The following is a 21,762-nucleotide window of genomic DNA, read 5'->3' as shown; positions in this document are numbered from 1 at the left end:
TAGGGGCTAGGTAGAGAACAAGTTACCGTCAGGCCACGTTCAGCGCTTCCTGTTCGGGCTCGGCCGGCTCTTGCCGGGACGGCGAGCGGGCGGCGATCGCCAGCCCCAGCGCCAGGAAGATCAGCGGGATCGCCGGGATCACGTAGCGCACGTCGAAGGCGGCCAGGAACGGCGGCGAGACGACCAGCGCGAGCGCCGCGACCCCGGGCAGCAACGCGTCCCATCGCCGCCTGACCAGCGCGGTCACCAGCGCGCCGCCCAGTGCCAGCATGAGCAGCGGGAACGGGACATATCCGAAGCGCTGGTACGCGCGCAGCCAGCCGGCGAACGGCTCGACGACCCGCGTCGCGGCCGGTCCCCCCTCGTAGGACTCGGCGATGCCGCGCACGGACTCGCTCAGCGGGCGCTCGGCCGCAGGCAGCTTGTACGGCGTCTTCTCGGCCGCCCCGGTACGCTCCCAGCGCAGCAACTGCCCGAGATCGGTCGAAACCGCGCCCAGGTACGCCCCAGGCTGCGCCAGAATCGCCGCCCTGCCGAACTCCCCGGCGAGCTTGTTGCGATTGGCCGCCCCCGGCACCTTGAGCAGCGGCGAGAAGCTCTCCCACAGCCAATAGGGCGGATAAGGACGCTCGGCCACCGGCATCGTCGGGCAGAGCACGGCCAGCCGGTCAGGAGGTTTGATGACCGCGCAGTCGGCGAAGCTCATGGTCCTGGACCACAGGAAGTTCCCGTCCGCCTCGGTCAGCGCGAACTTGCCCTTCTCCACCTTCGTCCACGTCGCGTACGCGCCCAGCGGGATCGCCCCGGCCACCAGCAGCGCCAGCAGCGGCCGCCAGCCGTATCGCCTGATCAGCAGGTACGCGGCGGTCAGGATCAGCAGCGGCAGCCCGACCGTCCTGGTGATCCCGGCCAGCCCGAGCAGCAGGCCGCCGATCGCCGCCGTGGCCGGGGTGACCCGCCACACGACGAGCACGATCGCGGCCGTGACCAGCACGATGAAGACGGCGTCCGCCATGATCATGTGTTCGAGCAGCACCAGGAACTCGTCGAACAGCAGCGGGGTCACCAGCAGCGTGGCTCCCCAGCCGGGCAGGCCGCGCCGCCGCAGCAGCGCGTAGACGGCCACCGCGAGCGCCAGCCCCAGCAGGTGCTGCAGGACCGTGACCACCGTGAGGCTGTGCGCGGGCCGCAGCAGGGCGAGCAGCAGCGAGTATCCGGAGGGCCTGGTCGTGCCGGGGGAGAGCTCTTCGCGCAGGAAGGCGAACGAGTCGCCGTAGAAGAGCAGCGCGGGAGGGAACCCGAGCACGGCGAGCACACGCAGCCCGATCGCGGGCAGCATGGCGATGACCAGGGCGCGATGAGCCAATGCGATTCAGCTTCCTCGTGTGTCCGGCATTTCACCATAGTGCCGGTGCCCGGTACTCGGGTCACTGACGACGGTGCCGGGCCGGGCTTGCCGGAGGCCATAACCGAATGACATTCTGAAATTGAGCTCGGTTTCGAGCGTCCCGGCACCCCGTCCCCGTTCCGGAGGATGCATGACTGCCGCCGATCTCCCAACAAGCCGTCCAGCCATCGACAAAGAGTCCCTTCGTACGAAATATCGCGAAGAGCGGGACAAGCGGCTCCGCCCGGACGGCAACGACCAGTACCTGCGCCTCACCGGCCGCTTCGCGCACTACGCCGAGGACCCGTACACGCCGGTGACCGAACGGGAGCCGAAGACCGACCACGTGACGGTCGCGTTCATCGGCGGCGGCTTCGCCGGCCTGGTCACCGGCGCGCGGCTGAAGGAGGCCGGGGTCGGCGACGTGCGCATCGTGGAGAAGGGCGGCGACTTCGGCGGCACCTGGTACTGGAACCGCTATCCGGGCGCGCAGTGCGACACGGCCTCGTTCGTGTACATGCCGCTGCTGGAGGAGACCGGCCACATGCCGACCGAGAAGTACGCGCACGCGCCCGAGATCCTTGAGCACTGCCGCCGCATCGGCAAGCACTTCGGCCTGTACGACGACGCGCTCTTCCACACCGAGGTGCGGAGCCTCGAATGGGACGAGGCCTGCTCCCGCTGGATCGTGCGGACCGATCGCGGCGACGCCTTCACCGCCCAGTTCGTCGCCATGGGCATCGGCCCGCTGCACGTGCCCAAACTGCCCGGCATCCCGGGGATCGAGGAGTTCGGCGGGCACAGCTTCCACACCAGCCGCTGGGACTACGCCTACACGGGCGGCGACCCCTCAGGCGCGCCCATGGACCGGCTGGCCGGCAAGCGGGTGGCCCTCATCGGCACGGGCGCGACGGCCGTGCAGTGCGTGCCGCACCTGGCAAGGGCATGCGCGGAGCTGTACGTGTTCCAGCGCACGCCGTCATCGGTGGACGTGCGGGACAACCGGCCGACCGACCCGGGCTGGTTCGCCGGCATCGCGACGCCGGGCTGGCAGCAGCGCTGGCTGGAGAACTTCACCTCCAACCAGACCGGCGGCCCGGCGGAGGACGACCTGGTGATGGACGGCTGGACCGACATCTCCCGCCGGGTCCGATCAAGGATCATGGCGCTCCCGCCGGAGGACTTCACCCCGGAGAAGATGCAGGCCGCCTACGAGGACTCCGACTTCGAGAAGATGGAGGAGATCCGCGCCCGCGTCGACGCGATCGTCGCGGACCCGGAGACGGCGCACAAGCTCAAGGCCTGGTACCGCCAGCTCTGCAAGCGCCCGTGCTTCCACGACGAATACCTGCAGGCCTTCAACGTTCCCGGCACACACCTCGTCGACACCGACGGCAAGGGCGTGGAGCGGATCACCGAGCGGGGCGTCGTCGTCGCCGGCCGCGAATACCCGGTCGACTGCGTCATCTACGCCTCCGGCTTCGAGGTCGGCACCGACTACACGCGCCGGGCGGGCTACGACCTGATCGGCCGCGACGGGGTCAGGCTGTCGGAGCACTGGTCCGACGGCATGCGTACGCTGCACGGCATCCACGCGCACGGCTTCCCGAACGCCTTCCTCGTCCAGCCCACGCAGGGCGCGAACCTGATCTCCAACATCCCGCACAACCTGACCGAGGCCGGCCGGACCATCGCCGTGACCGTCAGGCACGCCCTCGACCACGGGTTCGACGAGGTCGAGGTCACCCAGGAGGCGGAGGAGGCGTGGGTGGAGCTGCTGCTGTCCGGCCCCGGCATGCTCCTGGGCTCGCCGGACTGCACGCCCGGCTACTACAACAACGAGGGGCGGGACCTCGGCCTACGAGGCCGGCTCAACGTCGGGTATCCGCAGGGCGCGATGGCGTACTTCGCCTACATCGACCAGTGGCGGACGTCGAAGGCGTTCGACGGGCTGGAGTTTCGCAAAGCCCGGTAACGCCGTGAAACTCGGGGGATCGGGCGTTGAATAGTAGTTTCGTCCAGCATGAGTTACGACCTCTACTTCGCGCGCCGGGAACCCGGCCAATCATGGGATCAGGTGCTGGAGGCGCTTGACACGCGGGAGGAGCCGCCGCCCGCCGACCCGGTGGCCTGGGACAGCGTGGTCACGCAGACCCGCGAGCTGCTCGGCGAGGTGCGGATCGTCGCATACCCGCCCAACTGGGAGCTCGATCACGAGTCGACCGGCATCTCGGTGAACCACTGGGAGGGCGACTGGGAGATGAGCGTCCCCTACCGGACCCACGGTGACGACGCGCGCCAGGTGATCGATCTGCTGTACCGGGTGGCGGCGATCGTCGAGCGCGCGTCCGGGCTCGAATGCTTCGACCCGCAGCTCGGCCGGCCGCTCGCGGAGATCGCCGACCGGGAGCCGGCGGTGGCGATGTTCGACGCGGTCGCCGACCGATTCGGCCGCCGCTCGGGCACGCCCACGTGAAACCGCCGGCGTGCGCGCTCCACGTGAAACCGCCTGCGCGCACGCTCCACGTGAAACCACCAGCCCGCACGCTCCACGTGAAACCGCCTGCGCGCACGCCTGCGTGAAAGCGCCTGCAATGGAACAGCCGGGCCTCACAAGGACGCCTACAAGACCGATCGGTCGTTCATGTAGGCTGGCCGTGTGACGGACACCCGAGAAGACGGCCGCCTGGTCCGGGGCCGGCGCAGCCGGGAGGCGATCCTCGCCCAGGCGGTCGCGCTGGCCTCGGTGCAGGGGCTCGACGGCCTGACGCTGAGCCGGCTGGCCACCGCCGCCGGCGTCAGCAAATCCGGATTCTTCGCACACTGGCGCGACAAAGAGGAGCTGCAACTCGACGCCATCGAGTGGGCCGCCCGCCAGTGGGTCGACGAGATCATCAAGCCGGCGCTCCAGATCCCGCCGGGCGTGCGCCGCCTCCTGGCCCTGCACGAGGCCCGCCTGCGCTTCTACACCGCCAAGGTCCTCCCCGGCGGCTGCTTCTTCTTCGCGGCCCAGGTCGAGTTCGACGACCGCCCCGGGCCGGTGCGCGAGCGCGTCGCCCGGGCGCTGAGCGAGTGGCTCCACCTGATCGAGCGGCTGGCGCGCGAGGCCGTGGAGCTGGGCGAGCTGCGCGGCGACACCGACGCCGCCCAGCTCGCGTACGAGATCGACGCGCTCGGCGAGACCTCGATCACGCACGCCCGCCTGCTCGGTGACGACACCACCGCCTACGACCGGGCCCGCCGCGCCGTGCTCCAGCGGCTGCGCGACCTGACCACCGACCCCACACTCCTCCCGGAGGACTGAACGTTGCCCGAAACCCGCCCCGTGCAGGTCCACTTCGACGATCTCGACGCCATGGGCCTGCTGCACAACTCGCGCTACGCCCTGCTGGTCGAGCGCGCCATCTCCGCCTTCTGGGCGGAGCAGGGGTGGAACTTCGACCCCGCCGTCTCCCGCTTCAAGGACATCTACCTCGCCGTACGCGAATTCAAGATCACCTACAACGCTCCCATCGCCGGCGCGGGCGAGGTGCTGGTCGACTTCTGGATGGACCGCATGGGCCGCACCAGCGGCGTCTACGGCTTCCGCGTCCTGTCGCCCGACCGGTCGATCGTGCATGCCGAGGGCTACCGCGTGAACGTCAACCTCGACCCCGCCACGTTCCGCCCCGCGCCGTTCAGCTCCGAGCTGCGCGCCGCCGCCGAGCCCCTCCTGCTCCCCGCCGCCGCAAGCTGACGGGAGCTGCCCGGAGCTGCCCGGAAGCTGCCCGGAAGCTGACCGGGACGTTCGACCAACGTGTCCCGGCGTGCGCGCGCCGATCCGCCCGGGTAAACCAGCCAATGTGACAAATGGAAGCCGGAAGCCCCTGCACCAAGGCGACGACCGTCTTTACGTGCGCTACCAAGTCCGCTATTGCGGGCGGCTCGGCGTACCGGTGGGCATCTTCGCCGCCTGTCATCACCTCCGGCGGCAGGGCCGCCTCACCTCCGCGGACGACGAGCTCTTCACCGAGGTCGACGACTGGTTCATCGCGCGGCTGCCCTATCCGCCCTTCTACGCGGACGGCAACAGCATCCGGGCGGTGCCCTGGTTCAAGCCCGCCGCGGCCGAGCTCATCACCGCCCTCGCGCCGCTCGAAGCCCTCCTGCGCCGCTACAGCGTCGCGTACGACGTCGTACGCTCGCCCGACCCCGGCACGATCATCTACGAGGACGTCTTCCAGATAGGCGTTCTGCCCTACGCCAGGGTGACCGGCGAACCGCACGAGAGCGTCGCCGCCGGCTGACGCCCCAAAGGCACCGAAAAGGGCGAACCCAGCACCGAATAACCAGACCCAGCGCCGAATAACCGGGCCCAGCCCCGAAAAGGTAAACCCTGCACTACTGCCCGTCCGCCCGCCCCCGGATACGGTCACAAGGTGCTCAACAGGACAGCGCTGGAGGCGCTCACCCAGCGGCCGTTGCCGTTCCTCGGGTCGGCCTGGCCGTGGCGCTGCGCGGCGTACCTGCTGGCCAGTGCCTTGCCCGGCGCGGTCGTGACGATCGTCGTCGTGGCCGCGGGCAGCGCATTCGAGGTGACGCCGCTGAGCGTGGTCGCCGGGCTGGCCGTCCTGGCACCGGCCATCCCGCCCCTGGCCGGGTTCGAGCGCCGCCGGCTGCGGCTGGTGGACGGCGTTCCGCTGCCCGACGCGCACGACCGGCGCAGGCGGGAACTCGGGCTGGCCGTCATGACGGTGTTCGCGCTGTGGTGGATCGACCTGGTGATGGTCGCGTTCACCGTCGGCGGCCCGCTGCTCCTGATGCTCTCGCCGGTCGTCCAGCCGGAGGGGGAGCCGGCTCTCGTCTGGTCCGCCTGCGTAGCGGGCGTGTTGTTGCTGCCCGTGGCCGCGTACACGATCACCGCCTGGGGTGGCGCCAGAGGCGTCCTGGTCCGGGCGATGCTCGCGCCGCAGAGCTCCGAGCTCGGCGAGGTGCTGCGGTCGCGGGCGCGGCTGGTGGACGCGTACGAGACGGAGCGCCGCAGGATCGAGCGGGACCTGCACGACGGCGCGCAGCAGCGGCTGGTCTCCCTGTCGATGCGGCTCGGCCTGGCGCGGCTGGACCTGCCCGATGACTCGCAAGCGGGCCGGCTGCTGGACCAGGCCCACGAGGAGGCCAAGCAGGCGCTGGCCGAGCTGCGCGAGCTGATCAGGGGCGTGCACTCGCAGGTGCTCACCGAGCGCGGGCTGGCCGCGGCGGCGGACGACGTGGCCGGCCGTTCGCCGGTGCCCGTGGACGTCGACGTCACGCTGCCCGGGAGGCTGCCCGCCGCGGTGGAGGTCACCGCGTACTACGCGGTCAGCGAAGCCCTCGCGAACCTGGCCAAGCACAGCGGGGCCGCCAGAGCCTCCGTCACCGGCAGGGTGGACGGCGGCACGCTGGTCGTCGAGGTTCGCGACGACGGGACGGGCGGCGCGGACCCGGCCAAGGGGTCGGGGCTGACGGGCCTGGCCGACCGGCTGGCCGTGGTCGGCGGAAGACTGTCCCTGTCCAGCCCGCTCGGCGGGCCGACCCTGGTGCGAGTGGAGATCCCGTGCGCGTAGTGATCGCGGAGGACGCCGTGCTCCTGCGGGAGGGCCTGGCCGGGCTGCTCGAACGCTTCGGCCACACCGTGCTCGCGTGCGTCGGCGACGCTCCCGCGCTGCTCGCCGCCGTCGCCGAGCACCGGCCGGAGGCCGTGGTGACCGACGTGCGGATGCCGCCCGGCTTCACCGACGAGGGCCTGCGGGCCGCGCTCCAGCTGCGCGAACGCCATCCCGAGCTGGCCGTGCTGGTGCTCAGCCAGTACGTCGAGCAGACCTACGCGGCCGAGCTGCTGGCCTCCGGCGGCGGCGCGGGCATCGGCTACCTGCTGAAAGACCGGATCGGTGACGTACGCGAGTTCGCCGGCGCGCTCGACCGCGTGGCGGCGGGCGGCACGGTCGTCGACCCCGAAGTGGTGCGCCAGCTCCTGCGGCGGCGGCGCGACCCGCTGGCCCGGCTGACCCCGCGCGAGCACGAGGTGCTCGGGCTGATCGCCGAGGGGCGCTCCAACGCGTCGATCGGCAGGGAGCTGGTCGTCACCGAGGCGGCGGTGGCCAAGCACATCGCGAACATCTTCGCCAAGCTCGACCTCCCACCGGCCGCCGACGGGCACCGCAGAGTGCTGGCGGTGCTGGCCTACCTGCGTGGTTGATGGGCGATCAGGTGAGGCAGAGCTCGTTGCCCTCGGGGTCGGCGATCGTCACCCACCAGTTGGGCCCCTGGCGGCCGCGGTGCAGCACGGTCGCGCCCTTGGCGGTCAGCCGGGCCACCTCGGACTCGATGTTGTCGGCCCCCACCCTGATGTCGAGGTGCACCCGGTTCTTGACCGTCTTGGGCTCGGGAACGAGCTGGAACAGCACCCGGGGGGCGCGTTCGAGGCCGTCGGGGTGCCGGATGGCGGTGCCCGCCTTCCACACCAGCGCGCCGTGATGCCGGGTCGTGTCGTCGTCGGTGGCGTAGCCCTTCTCGATCATCCCGCGGATGAACGTCTCGTCCTGTGGCTCCACCCGCCATCCGAGCGCGTCGGCCCACCAGTCGGCGAGCGGGTGCGGGTCGCTCGTGTCGATGACGACTTGGAAGTCATATGCCATGGGACGATCCTAAAAGTAGGGTTCGTTGGCATGAACGAGTGGCAGGAGGTTGGCGACCGGGTCTACGTCCGGCGCCATGAGTCCTTCGACATGAACGTGGGCCTGGTCGTGGGTGACGGGCACTGCCTGGTGCTCGACACGCGCACCTCGCACCGGGAGGCGGCGGACCTCATCGCGGCGATCAGGCGGATCACACCGACCCCGTGGACGGTCGTCAACACGCATTCCCACTTCGACCACTACTTCGGCAACGCGCTCTTCCGCCCCGCCGAGATCTGGGGCCACGTCAGGTGCGCCGAGGAGATCGAGCAGTACGGCGCGGAGCAACGGGCGGCCGTCATGGAGAGCCGCCCGGACCTGCGTGAGGAGGTGGCGGAGGTGACGATCGTGCCGCCCGACCACACCTTCGCCGTCACGGCCGCCCTCGACATCGGCGGCCGCATCGTCGACCTGCGGCATTTCGGGCTCGGGCACAGCAGCAACGACGTCGTCGTGCACGTCCCCGACGCGGGCGTGGTGTTCGCCGGCGACCTGGTCGAAGAGGGCGCGCCTCCGGCGTTCAGCGACTCCTACCCGCTGGACTGGCCGGCCACCACGGCGGCGATGCTGGCGGAGATGCCGGAGCAGGTGATCGTGCCGGGGCACGGCGCGGTCGTGGACCGGGCGTTCGCGCAGGCGCAGCACGCCGAGCTGGACCTGGTGGCCGAGCTGGCCAAGCGGGCCCACGTGGAGGGCCTGCGCGACGTGATCAAGCTGTTCCCGTACCCGGAGGACGTGTCCCAGCAGGCCATCGAACGAGCGTTCCGACAGCTCGACGCCTAGGCGGTTTGAGGCGGTTCGCCGGGTTCGCCTAGGCTGCGGATCCATGGAATGGGGACCGCTGACCCGGCAGGACGTCCAGCCGCTGGCCGAGCTCTGGGCCGCGACAGAGGCCGCGGACAGGACGGGCGTGATCTACGCTCCGGGCGACGTCGCCGAGCAGCTGGCCCATCCCCTGATCGACCTGTCCGCGGGCACGCTCGCGGCCAGGGACGGCGAGCGGATCGTGGCCGTCGGCTACCTCCCGGTCCGGCCGTCCGCCGGCGACGCGCACCTCATGCGCATGTGGGGCGGCGTGCACCCGGATTACCGCAGGCGCGGGCTCGGCCGGCAGATCCTGGACTGGGCCGTGCGGACGGCGCCCGAGCTGAGCGCGAAGGTCTTTCCCGGACTGCCGCTGGAGCTCCAGCTCGACGTCTTCGACGGCCAGGCCGGGCTCGTCCCGCTGGCGGAGGCGTCCGGGTTCGCCCCCGTACGCTGGTTCGCGCGCATGGAGCGGAGCCTGTCCGGCGACCTGCCCGCGATCAGGACGCCGGACGGCCTGTCCGTGGTCACCTGGACGCCCGAGCTGAACGAGGGCGCCCGTCACGTGCGCAACGCGTCGTTCCTCGATCACTGGGGCAGTGTGTCGCACACGCCCGAGAGCTGGGTGAGCTTCACGACGGGGTCGCGGAACTTCCGTCCCGACGCCTCGTTCGTGGCCCTGGCCGGCGATCGCGCGGTAGGCGTGCTGATCACGCACTTCTTCGACGCCAAGTCCGCCCGCCTCGGCGACCGCCAGGCCTGGATCCAGATCATCGGCACGCTGAAGGAGTGGCGCGGCAAGGGCGTGGCGAGCGCGCTGATCGCGCACGCCCTCACCGCCTTCGCCTCTCAGGGGTACGAGAGCGCCGGTCTCGGCGTCGACGCCGACAACCCCAGCGGGGCCGTCGGCGTCTACTCCCGCGCCGGCTTCGAGGTCACCGAGCGCAGCACCTGCTACGCCCGGCGGATCACGCCAGCCTGATCTTCCCCTTCGAGATCTTGATCTTCTTGCGGGTGAGCGGCCGCTTGGCGGGGCCGGTCACCACCGCTCCGGTCGTGGCGCTGAACTTGCTGCCGTGACACGGGCAGTTGATCGTGCCCCGGCTCACGCTCGCCACCGTGCAGCCCTGGTGGGTGCACTTGGCGCTGAAGCACTTGTAGACGCCCTTCTTCGGGTGGGTGATCACGTACTTGTTCTTGACGATCTTGCCGCCACCGAGCGGGATGCTCTTGGTCGTGGCCAGCAGCGGGCCGGCCGCCGCCAGCTCCGATTCGGCCTCCGCCTCCGCCCGGCCCGGCCACAGGAACACGACTCCTGCGCCCGCGGCACCACCTCGGGTGATCAATGCACGGCGTGTGAGCATGATTGCCTCCTTCAACCATCCACACGTTCGCGGATCATCTGGTGGTTCATATGTGTTTCAAGGGAAATTTCGCGACGAATCCTGAATCGGCGTACACCAGCGTTCCGTCATGCAGCACCGCGATGTCCCGCGCGATCGGCAGCCCCAGCCCCGCGCCGCCCGCGTCCCTGGCCCGCGCCTCATCCAGCCTGGTGAACCGGTCGAACACCGCCTCGCGCTGCTCGGGCGGGATCCCCGGGCCGTCGTCCTGCACATGCAGCACCGCCTGCCCCTCCTCGGCGTGTACGCGTACCCGTACGGTCGAGGCGGCGTGGCGCACCGCGTTGTCGGCCAGGTTGGTCACCAGGCGGTCGAGATGCGCGCGGGAGCCCTTCATCACGACGTCGGGCTCGATGTCCAGCTCCACCCGCACCTCCGGCCGCCGCCGGGCCCGCAGGGACTCCTCGGCCGCCACCTGACCGAGGTCCAGCTCGCTGGCCCGCAGCGGCTCGCCGGCGTCCAGCTTGGCCAGGATGAGCAGGTCGGCGGCCAGGGACTGGAGGCGTTCGACGTCGGCCAGGGCCTCCATGGTGAGCTCGCTCTGCTCGGCCAGCTCCAGGCGGGCGCGCAGGGTGGCGATGGGGCTGCGCAGCTCGTGCGCCGCGTCCGCCACGAACCGCTTGTGCGTCTCCACGGCGGTCTCCAGGCGGTCGAGCGTGCCGTTCACGGTGCTGGCCAGCGCGGCGACCTCGTCCTTGGAGCCCGGCACCGGGACGCGCTGGTGCAGGTCGCGGGCGGTGATGTCGGCCACCTTCGTCCTGATCGCCGCGACGGGGGCCAGCGCCCGGCCCACCGAGTACCACGTCATCAGCGCCACCACGAGCAGCACAGCCGGCACGCTGGGCAGCAGCGCGCCGTACAGCGTCCGCAGCGCCTGCTCCGCCCCCGCCAGCGGGACCCTCGACCAGACCATGGCGGGACCGCTGACGGTGGCCACCTGCACCCCCGCGACCGCGTACTGGTCCGGCTCGGCCCACTCGGTGGTCGAGTCGGCATCCTTGCTGGTCAGCATGACGTCGGGATCCGCGACCCGGGCGGCAGTGCCGTCGCTCAGGTAGACCAGCCCGCCCTTCTCCTCCACTGAGATGGCCGTGGCCCCGCCCTTCACGGACGTCTTCTCCGCCTGCCCGCTGCTGTTCTTCTTGATGTCCACGGACGCCGCGGGGTCACCCGCAGGCCTGGTGAGCATCGGCTCGCTGGGGAGCCGTTCGGCCGGCCTGATCTGCAGGGTCTCGGCGAACGGGACCGCGGCCGTGGCCTTCCTGACGGCCTCGGCGTCGGCGCTGCTCTCCAGGGTCCCGCGCAGCGCCACCACCAGCACCAGGGCCGTGAGGCCCAGCGCGAGGGCCACCACGAGCGTCGCCGCCGCGGTCGCCCGCAACCGCACGGACGACAGCCCAGCGGACATCCGCCCCCAGCTCACCGCGGGTCGAGGCCGCGCAAGCCCGCGCAGCCGCCCCGCGCCGCGCAGAGCCGCCGACCACAGCCTTCTCATGCCGCCTCCAGCCGGTAGCCCGCTCCGCGGACCGTCATGAGCGACGTCCTGCCGAAGGGCCCGTCGATCTTGCGCCGCAGCGCGCTGATGTAGACCTCGACGATGTTCGGATCGCCGTCATAGGAGAAGTCCCACGCCTGGGCCAGCAGCTCGCTCTTGGAGACCACCTCGCCCGGCCGGCGCGCGAGCGCGTGCAGCACCGCGAACTCCTTCGGCGTCAGCGAGATCTCCGCCTCGCCCCTGCGGCACCGCAACCCCGCGGGATCGATCACCAGGTCGCCCACCGTGATCGAGACCGGCCGCTCGGTCCCGCCCCGCCGCACCAGCGCGCGCAGCCTGGCCAGCAGCACCACGTACGAGAAGGGCTTGGCCAGGTAGTCGTCGGCCCCGTTGTCGAGCGCCTCGGCCTCGTCGTAGATGCCGTCCTTGGCGGTAAGCATCATGATGGGCGTCCAGTCGCCGCCCTCGCGCAGCTTGGAGCAGACCGCGTACCCGTTCATCCTGGGCAGCATCACGTCCAGGACGATCACGTCGTACGTGTTCTCGGTGGCCATCCACAGCCCGTCGCGCCCGTCATGGGCCACGTCAACCGCGAAGCCCTCGCCCGCCAGCCCGCCCTTGACCAGGTCGGCCAGCCGCTCCTCGTCCTCCACCAGTAGCACTCGCACATGACCAGAGTGCCTCAGGCCACCTAAAGCCAACCTGAAGATCATTTAGGGGCTCTTCAGGATCACTTCAGGTACACGGGAGCATTGTCGTAGACGTCCGACTGACTCCAGTGAATTCGCCCAGTAAGGAGATTCCATGTTCAAGCGACGTCTCGCGGTGCTCGGCGCGGTCGCCGTACTCGCCATCACCGGCCTCGCCGGCTCCGCCATGGCCGACGAGACCCCCTCGCCCGCCGCCGGTGCGAAGGTGACCTGCACGACGTCCGACGGCAAGACCATCGAGATCGCCGAGGCCCTGCCCGCCAAGCTCAAGGACGGCAAGTTCGTCTCGCCCGACGGCAAGGTGACGCGAGTCCAGTCGGGCGATGCGATCAAGGTCCAGAAGCTCCCCGAGGGAGAGACGCCCGAAGGCTTCGCCAAGACGAAGGACTTCGTCAAGGCCGAGGACGGCTCGGCCGAGGCGCTGCCCGCCCTGCCGACCCTGCCGGCTGAGGCCACCGGGACCGCCGCGCCCACCGAGGCCGTGCCCGCCGAGCTCGGCGAGCCCGCCGAGAAGGTGGAGCTCAGCCAGAAGGCCGAGCCGGGTGCGGAGGCGCCCGAAGGCTTCGCCAAGACGGTCAAGATCATCTGCAAGAAGGCCGAATAACCGCGATCAGTCCGTGAACGACGGGTGCGGGCCGAGCGCCCAATACTCGTAGAGCCCGTGGCCGACGAGCCCGTCGTACTCGAAGCGCCCGACGGCGTCCACCAGGCCCCACATCCTGGCGGCGTCGTCGGGCAGCCGGTACGTCACGCCCTGCACGACGGGCCCCAGGCCCTGGTACATCCCGTGCTTCCAGTCCGGCTCCAGCCCGTAGCCGGTGCCGACCATGAGGTGGACCGGCAGCAGCGGCGTGCAGCGCACGTCGAACGGCTTGCCGGAGGGCGGGGTGAAGGTGATCGTGGCTTCGACGACGTCGCGGGTCCCCGGCGCGTAGACCGGCCGGTAGTCCGGTCTGCCGAGATACTCCTCCTCCCGCCCGTCGGACCAGACGCGTACGGCCTCCTCCAGCATCCGGCGGCCGCGCTCGTCCTCCTGGATGATGCAGAGGATGGCGTGGTCCTCGAACCGCATCGGCGTGTAGAGCCAGTAGAACGTGCCGGCGTTCTTGGTCTGGATGCCGGGCGGCTCCGGCTCGCCGACCGGTCTGATGCCCCAGGAGCGGTCCCTGGTGCCCTGCCAGCGGTCGGGAGTGACCGGTATGTCCTCCTCACCGATCCTGATGTTTCCGGACCAGCGGCCCGTCTGCGCCAGGCGTACCGAGTCGAACATGACCCGCTCCTGCCACCGCAGGAAATGCCGGGGCTCCAGCGTGGCCGGGATCGTGCCCTCCCAGAGGAGGTCGAAGGACAGGCCATGCTCGTTCGGCTCCAGGACCACCCTGAGCCGTTTGAGCCCTTCGACGACCTCGACGCGGAACGGGCCGATCCGGGTGTTCATCCGGTCGGCTCCGAGCTCGCGGGAGGCCCGTACGACGCGGTGCAGGCTCCGGTGGCGTACGCAGGCGAAGGCGTCGGTGACGCCGAGGTTCGGGTACTGGCCGAGGCCGACGATCAGCATGAGCTCGTCGGTGCCCGCGTGGCAGTTGAAGTAGTACCGGTCGTAGAAGTTGCGGTCGGAGGTGGCCACGTGCCGCATGACCTGGGCAGCCTGGTGCACGGGAAAGTCGTCGAGGGGAGACAGTGCCATGCTCGGGTTTGTAGCAAGCGCTTGGTAAAGCGTCAACCACCGGAGACGCGGAAGCGCGCCCCCGATCGGATCGGGGGCGCGCTTCTGCGCTTCGGCGAGATCAAGACATCTTGCGAGAAGTCTCGTCCGCCTTGTTCGACACATTGGCCGCCATCCGGTCCGCGGACGTAGCAGTGCTGTCCGCCTTTTCGCTGACCCAGCGTGACGCATCGGAAGCGGAGTCCTTCATGTGCTCGGTCCACTGCTGGGCGTTGCGGCGGTAGAACAGGTAACCGATCGTGCCGACCGCGAGACCCGTCATCAGGACGAGCACCGGCCATCGCCGTGAATGCGATGGTTTGGGATCGACTCTCTTGGCCGCCGCGGACAGCATCGAGCTGACCTTGGGGGCGACTTGGTCCTCGAACCCGTGCGCCGCGGACTCCAGCCGCGGTGCCGCCCAGTATCGGGCGTCTTCAATGCGCTGGGCGGCGACCACCTTGGCCTGATCCGCCATGGGCGCCATCCGGTGGCCGGTTCGTACGGCCCGGGCCTTCATTCGGCCCATCCACGTGGCGGGTACCTCTATGACCACGCGGCGTCTTCTTTGTGTCAGGGACACGACAACCTCCCCTGTCGTTGGGGCCCCGAGCCTGACCTTCCCTGGACAAGGCGGCTCAATCATGGCCACTCGTGGGAGGATGGCTCCGAAGGCCCAACGGCCATAGTCCTCAAAACATCACAAAACCAACCCTGTGCATAGAGGGGGGCAGCTGTCTCGTGGCTGAGAAGCTGATCGCAAATCTGAAGACGAACCACGGCACCATCAAGGTAGAACTTTTCCCCAACAAAGCCCCGAAAACGGTGCGAAACTTCGTTGAGCTGGCCGAAGGCACTCGCGAATGGACCCACCCGGGCACTGGCGAGAAGGGTAAGGGGCCTTACTACAACAACACGATCTTCCACCGGATCATCTCCGGTTTCATGATCCAGGGCGGCGACCCTCTGGGCCAGGGCATCGGCGGCCCCGGCTATGAGTTCGACGACGAGATCCACCCGGATCTCTTCTTCAACCGTCCTTATCTGCTGGCCATGGCCAACGCGGGCGTCCGCTTCGGCAAGGGCACCAACGGCTCGCAGTTCTTCATCACGCTCGTCCCGACGCCGCACCTCAACACCAAGCACAGCATCTTTGGCGAGGTGATCGAGGGTCAGGACGTGATCGACGCCATCGGCAAGGTTCAGACGGACCGTCGCGACAAGCCGGTGCAGGACGTCGTCCTGGAGTCGGTCACCATCGAGCGCGTCCAGGTCTGACCCGGCGGGCCGGGCGGCCACCATGTGTCACTTCCGTGGCGGCGGCGCCGTCACGGAGGCCGATGGCGCAGGTCACGGTCATGGCCGCAAGCGCGACACGCGGAGCGGTCGCGCAAGCCATAGGCTTTCGGTCATGACCAGCCAGCCGCCCAGCCCGCCCCCTCAGCCCGAGCAGCCGGCTGAGGCCGTGCCCACGTGCTACCGGCATCCCGACAGGGAGACCTGGGTCCGCTGCCAGCGTTGCGAGCGCCCCATCTGTCCCGACTGCATGCGTGACGCGGCGGTCGGCTTCCAGTGCCCGGAGTGCGTGGCCGAGGGCAACAAGGGCATCCGCCAGGCCAGGTCGGTCTTCGGCGGGAGCATCGTCCGCACCACCTACGTGACCTGGGGCATCCTGGGCCTCATCGCGCTGGTCTTCGCCGGTCAGCTGCTCACGGGCGGAGCGCTCACCCGGGAGCTGGCGATGTGGCCGATCGGCGTCGCCCTGGGCCAGTACTACCGGCTGGTCACCTCCGCCTTCGTGCACGACGGCAGCAACTTCCTGCACATCCTGTTCAACGGCTGGGCCATCTTCGCCATCGGCCCCTACCTCGAACGAGCCTTCGGGCATGTCCGCTTCGCGGCCCTCTACCTGCTCAGCGCGCTGGGCGGATCGGTGCTCAGCCTCTGGCTGGACCCGATCAACACACCGACGGTCGGCGCCTCGGGAGCCGTCTTCGGGATGTTCGGCGCCGTGTTCGTGGTCGGGCGCAAGCTCAACCTGGACGTGCGGGGCATCGGCGTGGTCATCGCACTCAACCTGGCCATCACGTTCGTGCTGCCCGCGATCTCCGGGCTCCGCATCAGCTGGACCGGCCACGTCGGCGGCCTGATCACGGGCACGCTGCTAGGCGCCGCGCTGGCCTACCTGCCCGCGAAGAACCGAACCCTCTGGCACGTGCTGGCGATCGCTGGAGCGCTGGTCCTGCTGGTGGCGCTTGTGCTGGTGCGCGCTCCAGCGATTGTCGCCCTCCTGCACTGACTTCCCCAGGCTGTGGAAAAGGCTGTGGAAAGAACTAACGCCAGCGGGTGGAAAGCACCACACCGAAGATGATGAAAACAAACCCGATCAGCAGGTTCCAGTTCTGGAGGTCGCTGAAGAAGGGCGCCTGCGGTGCGACGTAGTAGATCGCGATCCACAGGATACCGATGATCCATGAGACGACCATCGTGGGCGCCAGCCAGCGCGGGCTGACCTTGACCTGCTGGGACCTCTGCGGCGGGGTGTAAACCGCCTTCTTGCGAGCCTTGGACTTGGGCACTGGATAACTCCTGCTGAGGGCCTGGGCTTCCGGATCGTCCACAGGCTCTTCGTTAAGCGTAGTTGAAGCGTGCCCCAGGATAGTCGCCACGCGCATGACATGGCGATCCCCAGCGGCCGCAACCTCGCCGAATACGCTGATCGGATGCGGGCCACGCTCCGGGCCGTGGGGGAGACGAGCATCACCGCGGGCCTGATCCTCATGCTGTTCTGCGCGTACCTGCTCTGGGGCACCGGCGCCTACACCCAGAGCCAGCAGCTCCTGCTCCAGCGCGAGCTGGCGGCCAAGCAGGCGGGCCGCCTGGCGAAGATCGAGCTGGGCCGGGCCGTCGCCCTGCTGCGCATCCCCAGGCTGGGCCGCGACTACCGGTACGCCGTCGTCGAAGGCATCGACGCCGAGCACCTGAAGAAGGGCCCCGGGCACTATCCCGGCAGCGCCATGCCCGGCCAGATCGGCAACTTCGTGCTGTCGGGCCACCGCACCACGTACGCGGCGCCGTTCAACGAGCTCGACCAGCTCGAACGCGACGACGAGATCGTCGTGGAGGCCCGCGAGGCGCGCTACACCTACCGCGTGACCTCCCAGGACATCGTCGAGCCCGACCAGATCGACGTGCTCGCCCCCGTGCCCGGCAAGCCCGGCCTCCGGCCCATCCGCGCCTTCATCACGCTGTCCACCTGCCACCCCGAGTATTCGGCGGCCGAGCGCCTCATCGTCTACGGAGTGCTCAAGGAGACCGAGCCGAGGAAGGAATGACATGTACGCCTGGCTCTGGCGGAGATTGCCCGGTAACGGGCACAGGAAGGCGCTGGCGGCCCTGGTGCTGGCCGTCGCGGCGGTGGCCGTACTCTGGTATGTCGTGTTCCCGCTCTTCGAGCCCGTCGTGACCCTTGACGAGGTGACCGTAAGGAAATGAGCCGCGTGCTGGTCGTGGACAACCACGACAGCTTCGTCCACACCATCGTCCAATATCTGCGGCAGCTGGGTGCGGACTGCGACGTGCGCCCGCGCGACGACGTACGCGTGGGCGACGCCGACGGCTTCGACGGCCTGCTCATCAGCCCGGGGCCGGGCACCCCCGAGGCGGCCGGCGTGAGCCTGCCCCTGGTCCACCACGCCGCCGAGCAGCACAGGCCGCTGCTCGGCGTCTGCCTCGGCCACCAGGCCATCGCCGTCGCCTACGGCGCCACCGTCTCCCGGGCGCCCGAGCTCGTGCACGGCAGCACCAGCGCCATCGTCCACGACGGCAAGGGCGTGTTCGAGACGTTGCCCTCGCCGGTGCGGATGACTCGCTACCACTCGCTCGCCGTGCTGCCGGAGACCGTCCCCGAGGTGCTCGACGTGACCGCCCGCACCGAGGACGGCGTCATCATGGGCCTGCGGCACCGCCGGGCGCCGATCGAGGGCATCCAGTTCCACCCCGAGTCCGTGCTGTCGGAGCACGGCCACCGGCTGCTCGAGAATTGGTTGCGCGGAATCGTGTAACAAAAGCCTCGCATAGTGCGACATACAGATGAGCGTCCCCGCCGTTGCCCCCGAGCGGCGGGGGCGCTTTTGTCTGCCCGAGGGCACACGCGAGGCTGGGATCCTCATGAGGCCCCGAGCGGCCCTGTACGGCCTCGTGCCGCCTCATGAAGCCGAAAGGCCGCACACCCCCCGAAAGGGATGTACGGCCCTCAGCGTGCGTCTGGCTCAGCCGTTGATACCGCCGTCGTCGATCGGGTTGTCCTCGGTCGGCTCCTCGTCCGGGAAGCCCGTCTGGTCGTCGGTGGGCTCGTCCGTCGGGAAGTCCGACGTGGGCGGCGGCGCTTCCTCTTCAGGACCGCTGGACACCACGATCGTGATCGTCGTGTTGGCCGGCTGCTTGGCGCCCTCGGCCGGGTTCTGGGTGATGACCGTGCCCGCGGGCTGAGCATCGGCCTGCGTCACGACCCTGGTCCGGAACCCGGCCGCCTTGATCTGGGCGGTCGCGTCCTCCTGGGTCAGCCCGACCACGCTCGGCACCTCGCCCAGTTCCTTGGGGATGTAGAGAGTGACGGTGCCGTCCTTCTCGATCTCCTCGCCGGCCTTGGGAGTGGTGGCGATGACCGTGCCCTGCGTCTTGGTCGAGCTCCGCGTCTTGGTGATGCCGCGCAAGCCGGCGTCCGCCAGCGCCTTCATCGCCTCGTCCTGCGAGAGGCCGATGAGGTTGTCGGGCACCTTGACCTTCTCCGGGCCCTTGGACACGAACAGCTGGACGGTGGAGGCCTTCTCGACCTTGGTGCCCTCGGCCGGGTCCGTCCTGATGACCGTGCCCTTGTCGACCTCGGAGCTGGGCTCCTGCACCACCTTGACGGTCAGGCCCAGCCCCTTGAGCTGCTCCTCGGCGTACGCGCGTTGCTGCGTGGCGAGGGACGGGATGGCGACCGTCGTGTCCGTCGGCGCGCTCTTGGAGCCGAACACCAGATAGCCGACCGTGACGAAACCACCGATGATCAGCAGCGGAATGATGATCCACAACGCTGTCTTGACCGCGTTGCCGCCACCGCCGCCACTGGCCCTGCGCCGCCCGCCACGACCGCCGCCGTCGCCCTCGCCGTACTCGTACGGGGGGATCGCGCCGCTGCGCTGCGTGGCCGGGTTCTGGCCGGCCTGGGTGGCCGTCATCATGCGGGTGCCCTGGCCGTAGTTGCCGTTCATCGCCATCGTCTGGGCGTCGACCGGCATGCCGGACATCGCCCGCTGGATGTCGGCGCGCATCTCGGTCGCGCTCTGGTAGCGATGGGCCGGGTCCTTGGCCATGGCCTTGAGCACGATCGCGTCGGCCCACGGCGGGATCTCGGGGTCGATCTGCGAGGGTGGGATCGGCTCCTCGCGGACATGCTGGTAGGCGATCGCGACGGGAGAGTCGCCGGTGAACGGCGGCTGCCCGGTGAGCAGCTCGTAGAACAGGCACCCAGTGGAGTAGATGTCGCTGCGCGCGTCGACCCGCTCGCCCCGCGCCTGCTCAGGCGACAGGTATTGCGCGGTGCCGATCACCTGCGCGGTCTGCGTCATCGTGGCGGCCGAGTCGGCCATCGCACGCGCGATGCCGAAGTCCATCACCTTGACGTCGCCGGCCCGGGTGATCATCACGTTGGCCGGCTTGATGTCGCGGTGCACGATGCCGCCGCGGTGGCTGTAGTCCAGCGCCCGCAGGATGCCGTCGACCAGCTCCGACGCGCGCTCGGGCAGGAGGCGGCGATCCTGGCGCAGCAGGTCGCGCAGCGTCCTGCCGTCGACGTACTCCATCACGATGTACGGAACCGGCGCACCCTCGCTGTTGTCCTCGCCGGTGTCATAGACGGCGACGACGGCCGGGTGGTTCAGGGATGCCGCGGACTGCGCCTCCCGGCGGAACCTGGCCTGGAAGGTGTGGTCTCGCGCCAGGTCGGAGCGGAGGGTCTTGATCGCGACTATTCGGTCCAGCCGGATGTCTCGGGCGCGATACACCTCGGCCATGCCGCCGCGCCCGACGACACCGTCGAGCTCGTAACGACCTCCGAGTAGCCGAGGCTGAGTCATTTCCTGCACTGTCCCTTACCGTTCATCTTGGGTACCGGCCTGCTCGGGGGGCCGCCGGTGTCCATCATCGACCCCGTAGCGCATCACGTCCCCTCCTTCGGCGGGTTTGTGTCACCCGGGTCCGGCGAGGCGGTAGGTGTCGGAGTTGTCGGTGTAGTGGTGGGCGTTGGGGTCGGCGTTGGTGTGGGGGTACGGGTGGTCGGTGTCGGTTTCGGTGTCGGCTTCTTGGTAGGAGTGGCCGACTTGCTTACCGTAGCCGACCGCGAGGGTATCGGCCTCGGTGACGTTACGGGAACCACAGGCGGACGCTTGGTCCGCGTCTTCGTCTTGGAGGGCCTCGGCTGCTGCTCGGGCGTCAGAACCGCCGACTCGGACGGCTCGGCCACCTCGGGCGGCGGCGCGGCGGTGTCGCGGGAGGCGAACGTCACGGCGGCCAGCCCCACCGCGGCCACGCAGCCCGCGGCGGCGACCAGCGCCAGCGTCCTGCCTCCAGAACGGCGCCTGCCCGCTCCGGGCGACGCCTGCAGCGTGGCGGGGGCGAGGTTGTCGGTCTCCTGCTCGTCCTCCGGCGACGGCTCGCGCACGCGGAAGCCGCCCGGGTCGGTGAGCATGCTGAGCTCGGCGCCCTGCACGGGCCCCGCCAGTGACTCGCGCAGCACGTAGGCGCGATCGGCCAGCTCCAGCGCCGTGGCGGGCCGCTGCGCGGGCTCCTTGGCCAGCAGCGCCATGACCAGCTCGCGCACGGCCACCGGCACGTCCACGCCGAGCGGCGGCGGCCGCTCGTTGAGGTGCAGCAGCGCGATCGCCACCTGGCTGTCCGCCCGGAACGGGGTCCGGCCGGCCAGGCACTCGTAGGCCACCACGCCCAATGAATAGAGGTCGGTCGACGGGGTGAGCTGGAAGCCCTGCGCCTGCTCGGGGCTGACGTACTGGGCCGTGCCGAGCACGGTGCCCGTCTGCGTCACCGGCGCCGCCTCCAGGGCCCGCGCGATGCCGAAGTCCGTCACCTTGATGACGCCCTCGGAGGTGACCAGCAGGTTGCCCGGCTTGATGTCGCGGTGGATGATCCCGGCGGAGTGGGCCGCGTGCAGGGCCTTGGCGGTCTGGTGGACCACGTCGAGGGTCACCTCGGGCCCGAGCGGGCCGTTGCGCGCCAGGATGGCCGACAGCGGCTCACCGTGGACGAGCTCCATCACGAGGTAGGCCAGGTCGTCCTGCTCGCCGTAGTCGAAGATCTGGGCGACACCCGGGTCGGCCAGGGCCGCGGTGATCCTGGCCTCGTTGCGGAACCGCTCGCGGAACGTCAGATCGGCGTAGATGTGACTGCGCAGGATCTTCACCGCGACCTCGCGCCCGAGCAACTCGTCACGGGCACGCCACACCTCACCCATACCGCCGGTGGCGATGCGGGCGAGCAGCAGATAGCGGTTACGGAGCCGCATGA

25 protein-coding genes are annotated in these 21,762 nt (G+C 69.8%); 15 read left to right on the top strand and 10 right to left on the bottom strand.

Annotated elements, in window-relative coordinates:
• Nucleotides 1-28 precede the first annotated feature (28 nt).
• Nucleotides 29-1,366: a hypothetical protein gene (locus tag ABEA43_RS29350; protein ID WP_345566765.1), complete on the bottom strand. Its 1,338-nt coding sequence runs from the start codon at nucleotides 1,364-1,366 to the stop codon at nucleotides 29-31.
• 172 nt (nucleotides 1,367-1,538) lie between these two features.
• On the opposite strand from ABEA43_RS29350, the gene ABEA43_RS29345 reads away from it, so the two are divergent.
• The 7 genes from ABEA43_RS29345 to ABEA43_RS29315 all read left to right on the top strand — a co-directional run bounded on the left by ABEA43_RS29345 (nucleotide 1,539) and on the right by ABEA43_RS29315 (nucleotide 7,601).
• Entirely contained in the window at nucleotides 1,539-3,362 is a 1,824-nt protein-coding gene (locus tag ABEA43_RS29345; RefSeq protein WP_345566764.1) for a flavin-containing monooxygenase, read from the top strand.
• 48 nt (nucleotides 3,363-3,410) lie between these two features.
• Nucleotides 3,411-3,863, top strand: a complete 453-nt coding sequence (locus ABEA43_RS29340) for a hypothetical protein (RefSeq protein ID WP_345566763.1) — start codon at nucleotides 3,411-3,413, stop codon at nucleotides 3,861-3,863.
• Between the two features lie 183 nt (nucleotides 3,864-4,046).
• The gene (locus tag ABEA43_RS29335; RefSeq protein ID WP_345566761.1) at nucleotides 4,047-4,691 is read left to right on the top strand and encodes a TetR/AcrR family transcriptional regulator; all 645 of its coding nucleotides are present in this window, start codon (nucleotides 4,047-4,049) and stop codon (nucleotides 4,689-4,691) included.
• 3 nt (nucleotides 4,692-4,694) lie between these two features.
• On the top strand, nucleotides 4,695-5,123 hold the full coding sequence (locus ABEA43_RS29330) for an acyl-CoA thioesterase (protein ID WP_345566760.1): 429 nt from the start codon (nucleotides 4,695-4,697) through the stop codon (nucleotides 5,121-5,123).
• Nucleotides 5,124-5,280: 157 nt separating this feature from the next.
• Nucleotides 5,281-5,673, top strand: coding sequence for a hypothetical protein (locus ABEA43_RS29325; RefSeq protein ID WP_345566759.1), 393 nt, complete (start codon nucleotides 5,281-5,283; stop codon nucleotides 5,671-5,673).
• Nucleotides 5,674-5,805: 132 nt separating this feature from the next.
• Complete coding sequence (locus tag ABEA43_RS29320) at nucleotides 5,806-6,969, top strand: sensor histidine kinase (protein WP_345566758.1); 1,164 nt, start codon at nucleotides 5,806-5,808, stop codon at nucleotides 6,967-6,969.
• On the top strand, nucleotides 6,960-7,601 hold the full coding sequence (locus ABEA43_RS29315; RefSeq protein WP_345566756.1) for a response regulator: 642 nt from the start codon (nucleotides 6,960-6,962) through the stop codon (nucleotides 7,599-7,601). The genes ABEA43_RS29320 and ABEA43_RS29315 overlap by 10 nt, the downstream gene beginning before the upstream one ends.
• A gap of 7 nt (nucleotides 7,602-7,608) precedes the next feature.
• Here ABEA43_RS29315 and ABEA43_RS29310 read toward each other — a convergent pair whose 3' ends face one another.
• Nucleotides 7,609-8,040 (bottom strand): VOC family protein, encoded by a 432-nt coding sequence (locus tag ABEA43_RS29310; RefSeq protein ID WP_345566755.1) that lies wholly within the window; start codon nucleotides 8,038-8,040, stop codon nucleotides 7,609-7,611.
• 30 nt (nucleotides 8,041-8,070) lie between these two features.
• Here ABEA43_RS29310 and ABEA43_RS29305 point away from each other — a divergent pair, with 30 nt between their 5' ends.
• A complete protein-coding gene (locus ABEA43_RS29305; RefSeq protein WP_345566754.1) occupies nucleotides 8,071-8,862 on the top strand; it encodes an MBL fold metallo-hydrolase in 792 nt (263 codons plus the stop codon).
• A gap of 43 nt (nucleotides 8,863-8,905) precedes the next feature.
• Nucleotides 8,906-9,865: a GNAT family N-acetyltransferase gene (locus ABEA43_RS29300; RefSeq protein WP_345566752.1), complete on the top strand. Its 960-nt coding sequence runs from the start codon at nucleotides 8,906-8,908 to the stop codon at nucleotides 9,863-9,865.
• On the opposite strand, the gene ABEA43_RS29295 is transcribed toward ABEA43_RS29300, so the two are convergent.
• The 3 genes from ABEA43_RS29295 to ABEA43_RS29285 are packed head-to-tail and all read right to left on the bottom strand — an operon-like array spanning nucleotide 9,852 to nucleotide 12,449.
• Nucleotides 9,852-10,247: a Rieske (2Fe-2S) protein gene (locus ABEA43_RS29295; protein WP_345566751.1), complete on the bottom strand. Its 396-nt coding sequence runs from the start codon at nucleotides 10,245-10,247 to the stop codon at nucleotides 9,852-9,854. The genes ABEA43_RS29300 and ABEA43_RS29295 overlap by 14 nt on opposite strands.
• Nucleotides 10,248-10,293: 46 nt before the next feature.
• Nucleotides 10,294-11,781 carry a sensor histidine kinase gene (locus tag ABEA43_RS29290; protein WP_345566749.1) on the bottom strand — a complete coding sequence of 496 codons (1,488 nt, stop codon included), beginning with the start codon at nucleotides 11,779-11,781 and terminating at the stop codon, nucleotides 10,294-10,296.
• Nucleotides 11,778-12,449: a response regulator transcription factor gene (locus tag ABEA43_RS29285; RefSeq protein WP_345566748.1), complete on the bottom strand. Its 672-nt coding sequence runs from the start codon at nucleotides 12,447-12,449 to the stop codon at nucleotides 11,778-11,780. The genes ABEA43_RS29290 and ABEA43_RS29285 overlap by 4 nt, the downstream gene beginning before the upstream one ends.
• Nucleotides 12,450-12,585: 136 nt before the next feature.
• On the opposite strand from ABEA43_RS29285, the gene ABEA43_RS29280 reads away from it, so the two are divergent.
• Complete coding sequence (locus ABEA43_RS29280; protein ID WP_345566747.1) at nucleotides 12,586-13,095, top strand: hypothetical protein; 510 nt, start codon at nucleotides 12,586-12,588, stop codon at nucleotides 13,093-13,095.
• A gap of 6 nt (nucleotides 13,096-13,101) precedes the next feature.
• On the opposite strand, the gene ABEA43_RS29275 is transcribed toward ABEA43_RS29280, so the two are convergent.
• Both ABEA43_RS29275 and ABEA43_RS29270 read right to left on the bottom strand, forming a co-directional pair.
• Complete coding sequence (locus ABEA43_RS29275; protein WP_345566746.1) at nucleotides 13,102-14,178, bottom strand: Rv3169 family protein; 1,077 nt, start codon at nucleotides 14,176-14,178, stop codon at nucleotides 13,102-13,104.
• Between the two features lie 100 nt (nucleotides 14,179-14,278).
• Nucleotides 14,279-14,674 carry a hypothetical protein gene (locus tag ABEA43_RS29270; RefSeq protein ID WP_345566744.1) on the bottom strand — a complete coding sequence of 132 codons (396 nt, stop codon included), beginning with the start codon at nucleotides 14,672-14,674 and terminating at the stop codon, nucleotides 14,279-14,281.
• Between the two features lie 263 nt (nucleotides 14,675-14,937).
• On the opposite strand from ABEA43_RS29270, the gene ABEA43_RS29265 reads away from it, so the two are divergent.
• Together ABEA43_RS29265 and ABEA43_RS29260 are read left to right on the top strand one after the other, a co-directional pair.
• A complete protein-coding gene (locus tag ABEA43_RS29265; protein WP_345566743.1) occupies nucleotides 14,938-15,474 on the top strand; it encodes a peptidylprolyl isomerase in 537 nt (178 codons plus the stop codon).
• Between the two features lie 133 nt (nucleotides 15,475-15,607).
• Nucleotides 15,608-16,495 carry a rhomboid family intramembrane serine protease gene (locus ABEA43_RS29260; RefSeq protein WP_345566742.1) on the top strand — a complete coding sequence of 296 codons (888 nt, stop codon included), beginning with the start codon at nucleotides 15,608-15,610 and terminating at the stop codon, nucleotides 16,493-16,495.
• A 34-nt stretch (nucleotides 16,496-16,529) separates the two neighbouring features.
• On the opposite strand, the gene ABEA43_RS29255 is transcribed toward ABEA43_RS29260, so the two are convergent.
• Nucleotides 16,530-16,775, bottom strand: a complete 246-nt coding sequence (locus tag ABEA43_RS29255; RefSeq protein ID WP_345566826.1) for a cell division protein CrgA — start codon at nucleotides 16,773-16,775, stop codon at nucleotides 16,530-16,532.
• A 99-nt stretch (nucleotides 16,776-16,874) separates the two neighbouring features.
• Between ABEA43_RS29255 and ABEA43_RS29250 the strand changes: the two genes are divergently transcribed.
• From ABEA43_RS29250 to ABEA43_RS29240, 3 genes are read left to right on the top strand one after another with little or no spacing between them, the layout of a single operon-like run.
• Entirely contained in the window at nucleotides 16,875-17,531 is a 657-nt protein-coding gene (locus ABEA43_RS29250) for a class E sortase (RefSeq protein WP_345566740.1), read from the top strand.
• A 1-nt stretch (nucleotide 17,532) separates the two neighbouring features.
• Nucleotides 17,533-17,691, top strand: coding sequence for a hypothetical protein (locus ABEA43_RS29245; RefSeq protein WP_345566738.1), 159 nt, complete (start codon nucleotides 17,533-17,535; stop codon nucleotides 17,689-17,691).
• Nucleotides 17,688-18,260 (top strand): anthranilate synthase component II, encoded by a 573-nt coding sequence (locus ABEA43_RS29240; protein ID WP_345566736.1) that lies wholly within the window; start codon nucleotides 17,688-17,690, stop codon nucleotides 18,258-18,260. Before ABEA43_RS29245 ends, ABEA43_RS29240 begins: the two co-directional genes overlap by 4 nt.
• A 207-nt stretch (nucleotides 18,261-18,467) precedes the next feature.
• On the opposite strand, the gene pknB is transcribed toward ABEA43_RS29240, so the two are convergent.
• Both pknB and ABEA43_RS29230 read right to left on the bottom strand, forming a co-directional pair.
• Nucleotides 18,468-20,318: a Stk1 family PASTA domain-containing Ser/Thr kinase gene (pknB, locus tag ABEA43_RS29235; protein WP_345566734.1), complete on the bottom strand. Its 1,851-nt coding sequence runs from the start codon at nucleotides 20,316-20,318 to the stop codon at nucleotides 18,468-18,470.
• Between the two features lie 83 nt (nucleotides 20,319-20,401).
• On the bottom strand, nucleotides 20,402-21,760 hold the full coding sequence (locus ABEA43_RS29230; RefSeq protein ID WP_345566732.1) for a serine/threonine-protein kinase: 1,359 nt from the start codon (nucleotides 21,758-21,760) through the stop codon (nucleotides 20,402-20,404).
• Nucleotides 21,761-21,762 lie beyond the last annotated feature (2 nt).

Origin of the sequence: Nonomuraea rosea, from assembly GCF_039539705.1 — a bacterium.
Taxonomy (GTDB): Bacteria; Actinomycetota; Actinomycetes; order Streptosporangiales; family Streptosporangiaceae; genus Nonomuraea; species Nonomuraea rosea.
This window is presented reverse-complemented; position numbering and strand designations above follow the sequence as displayed.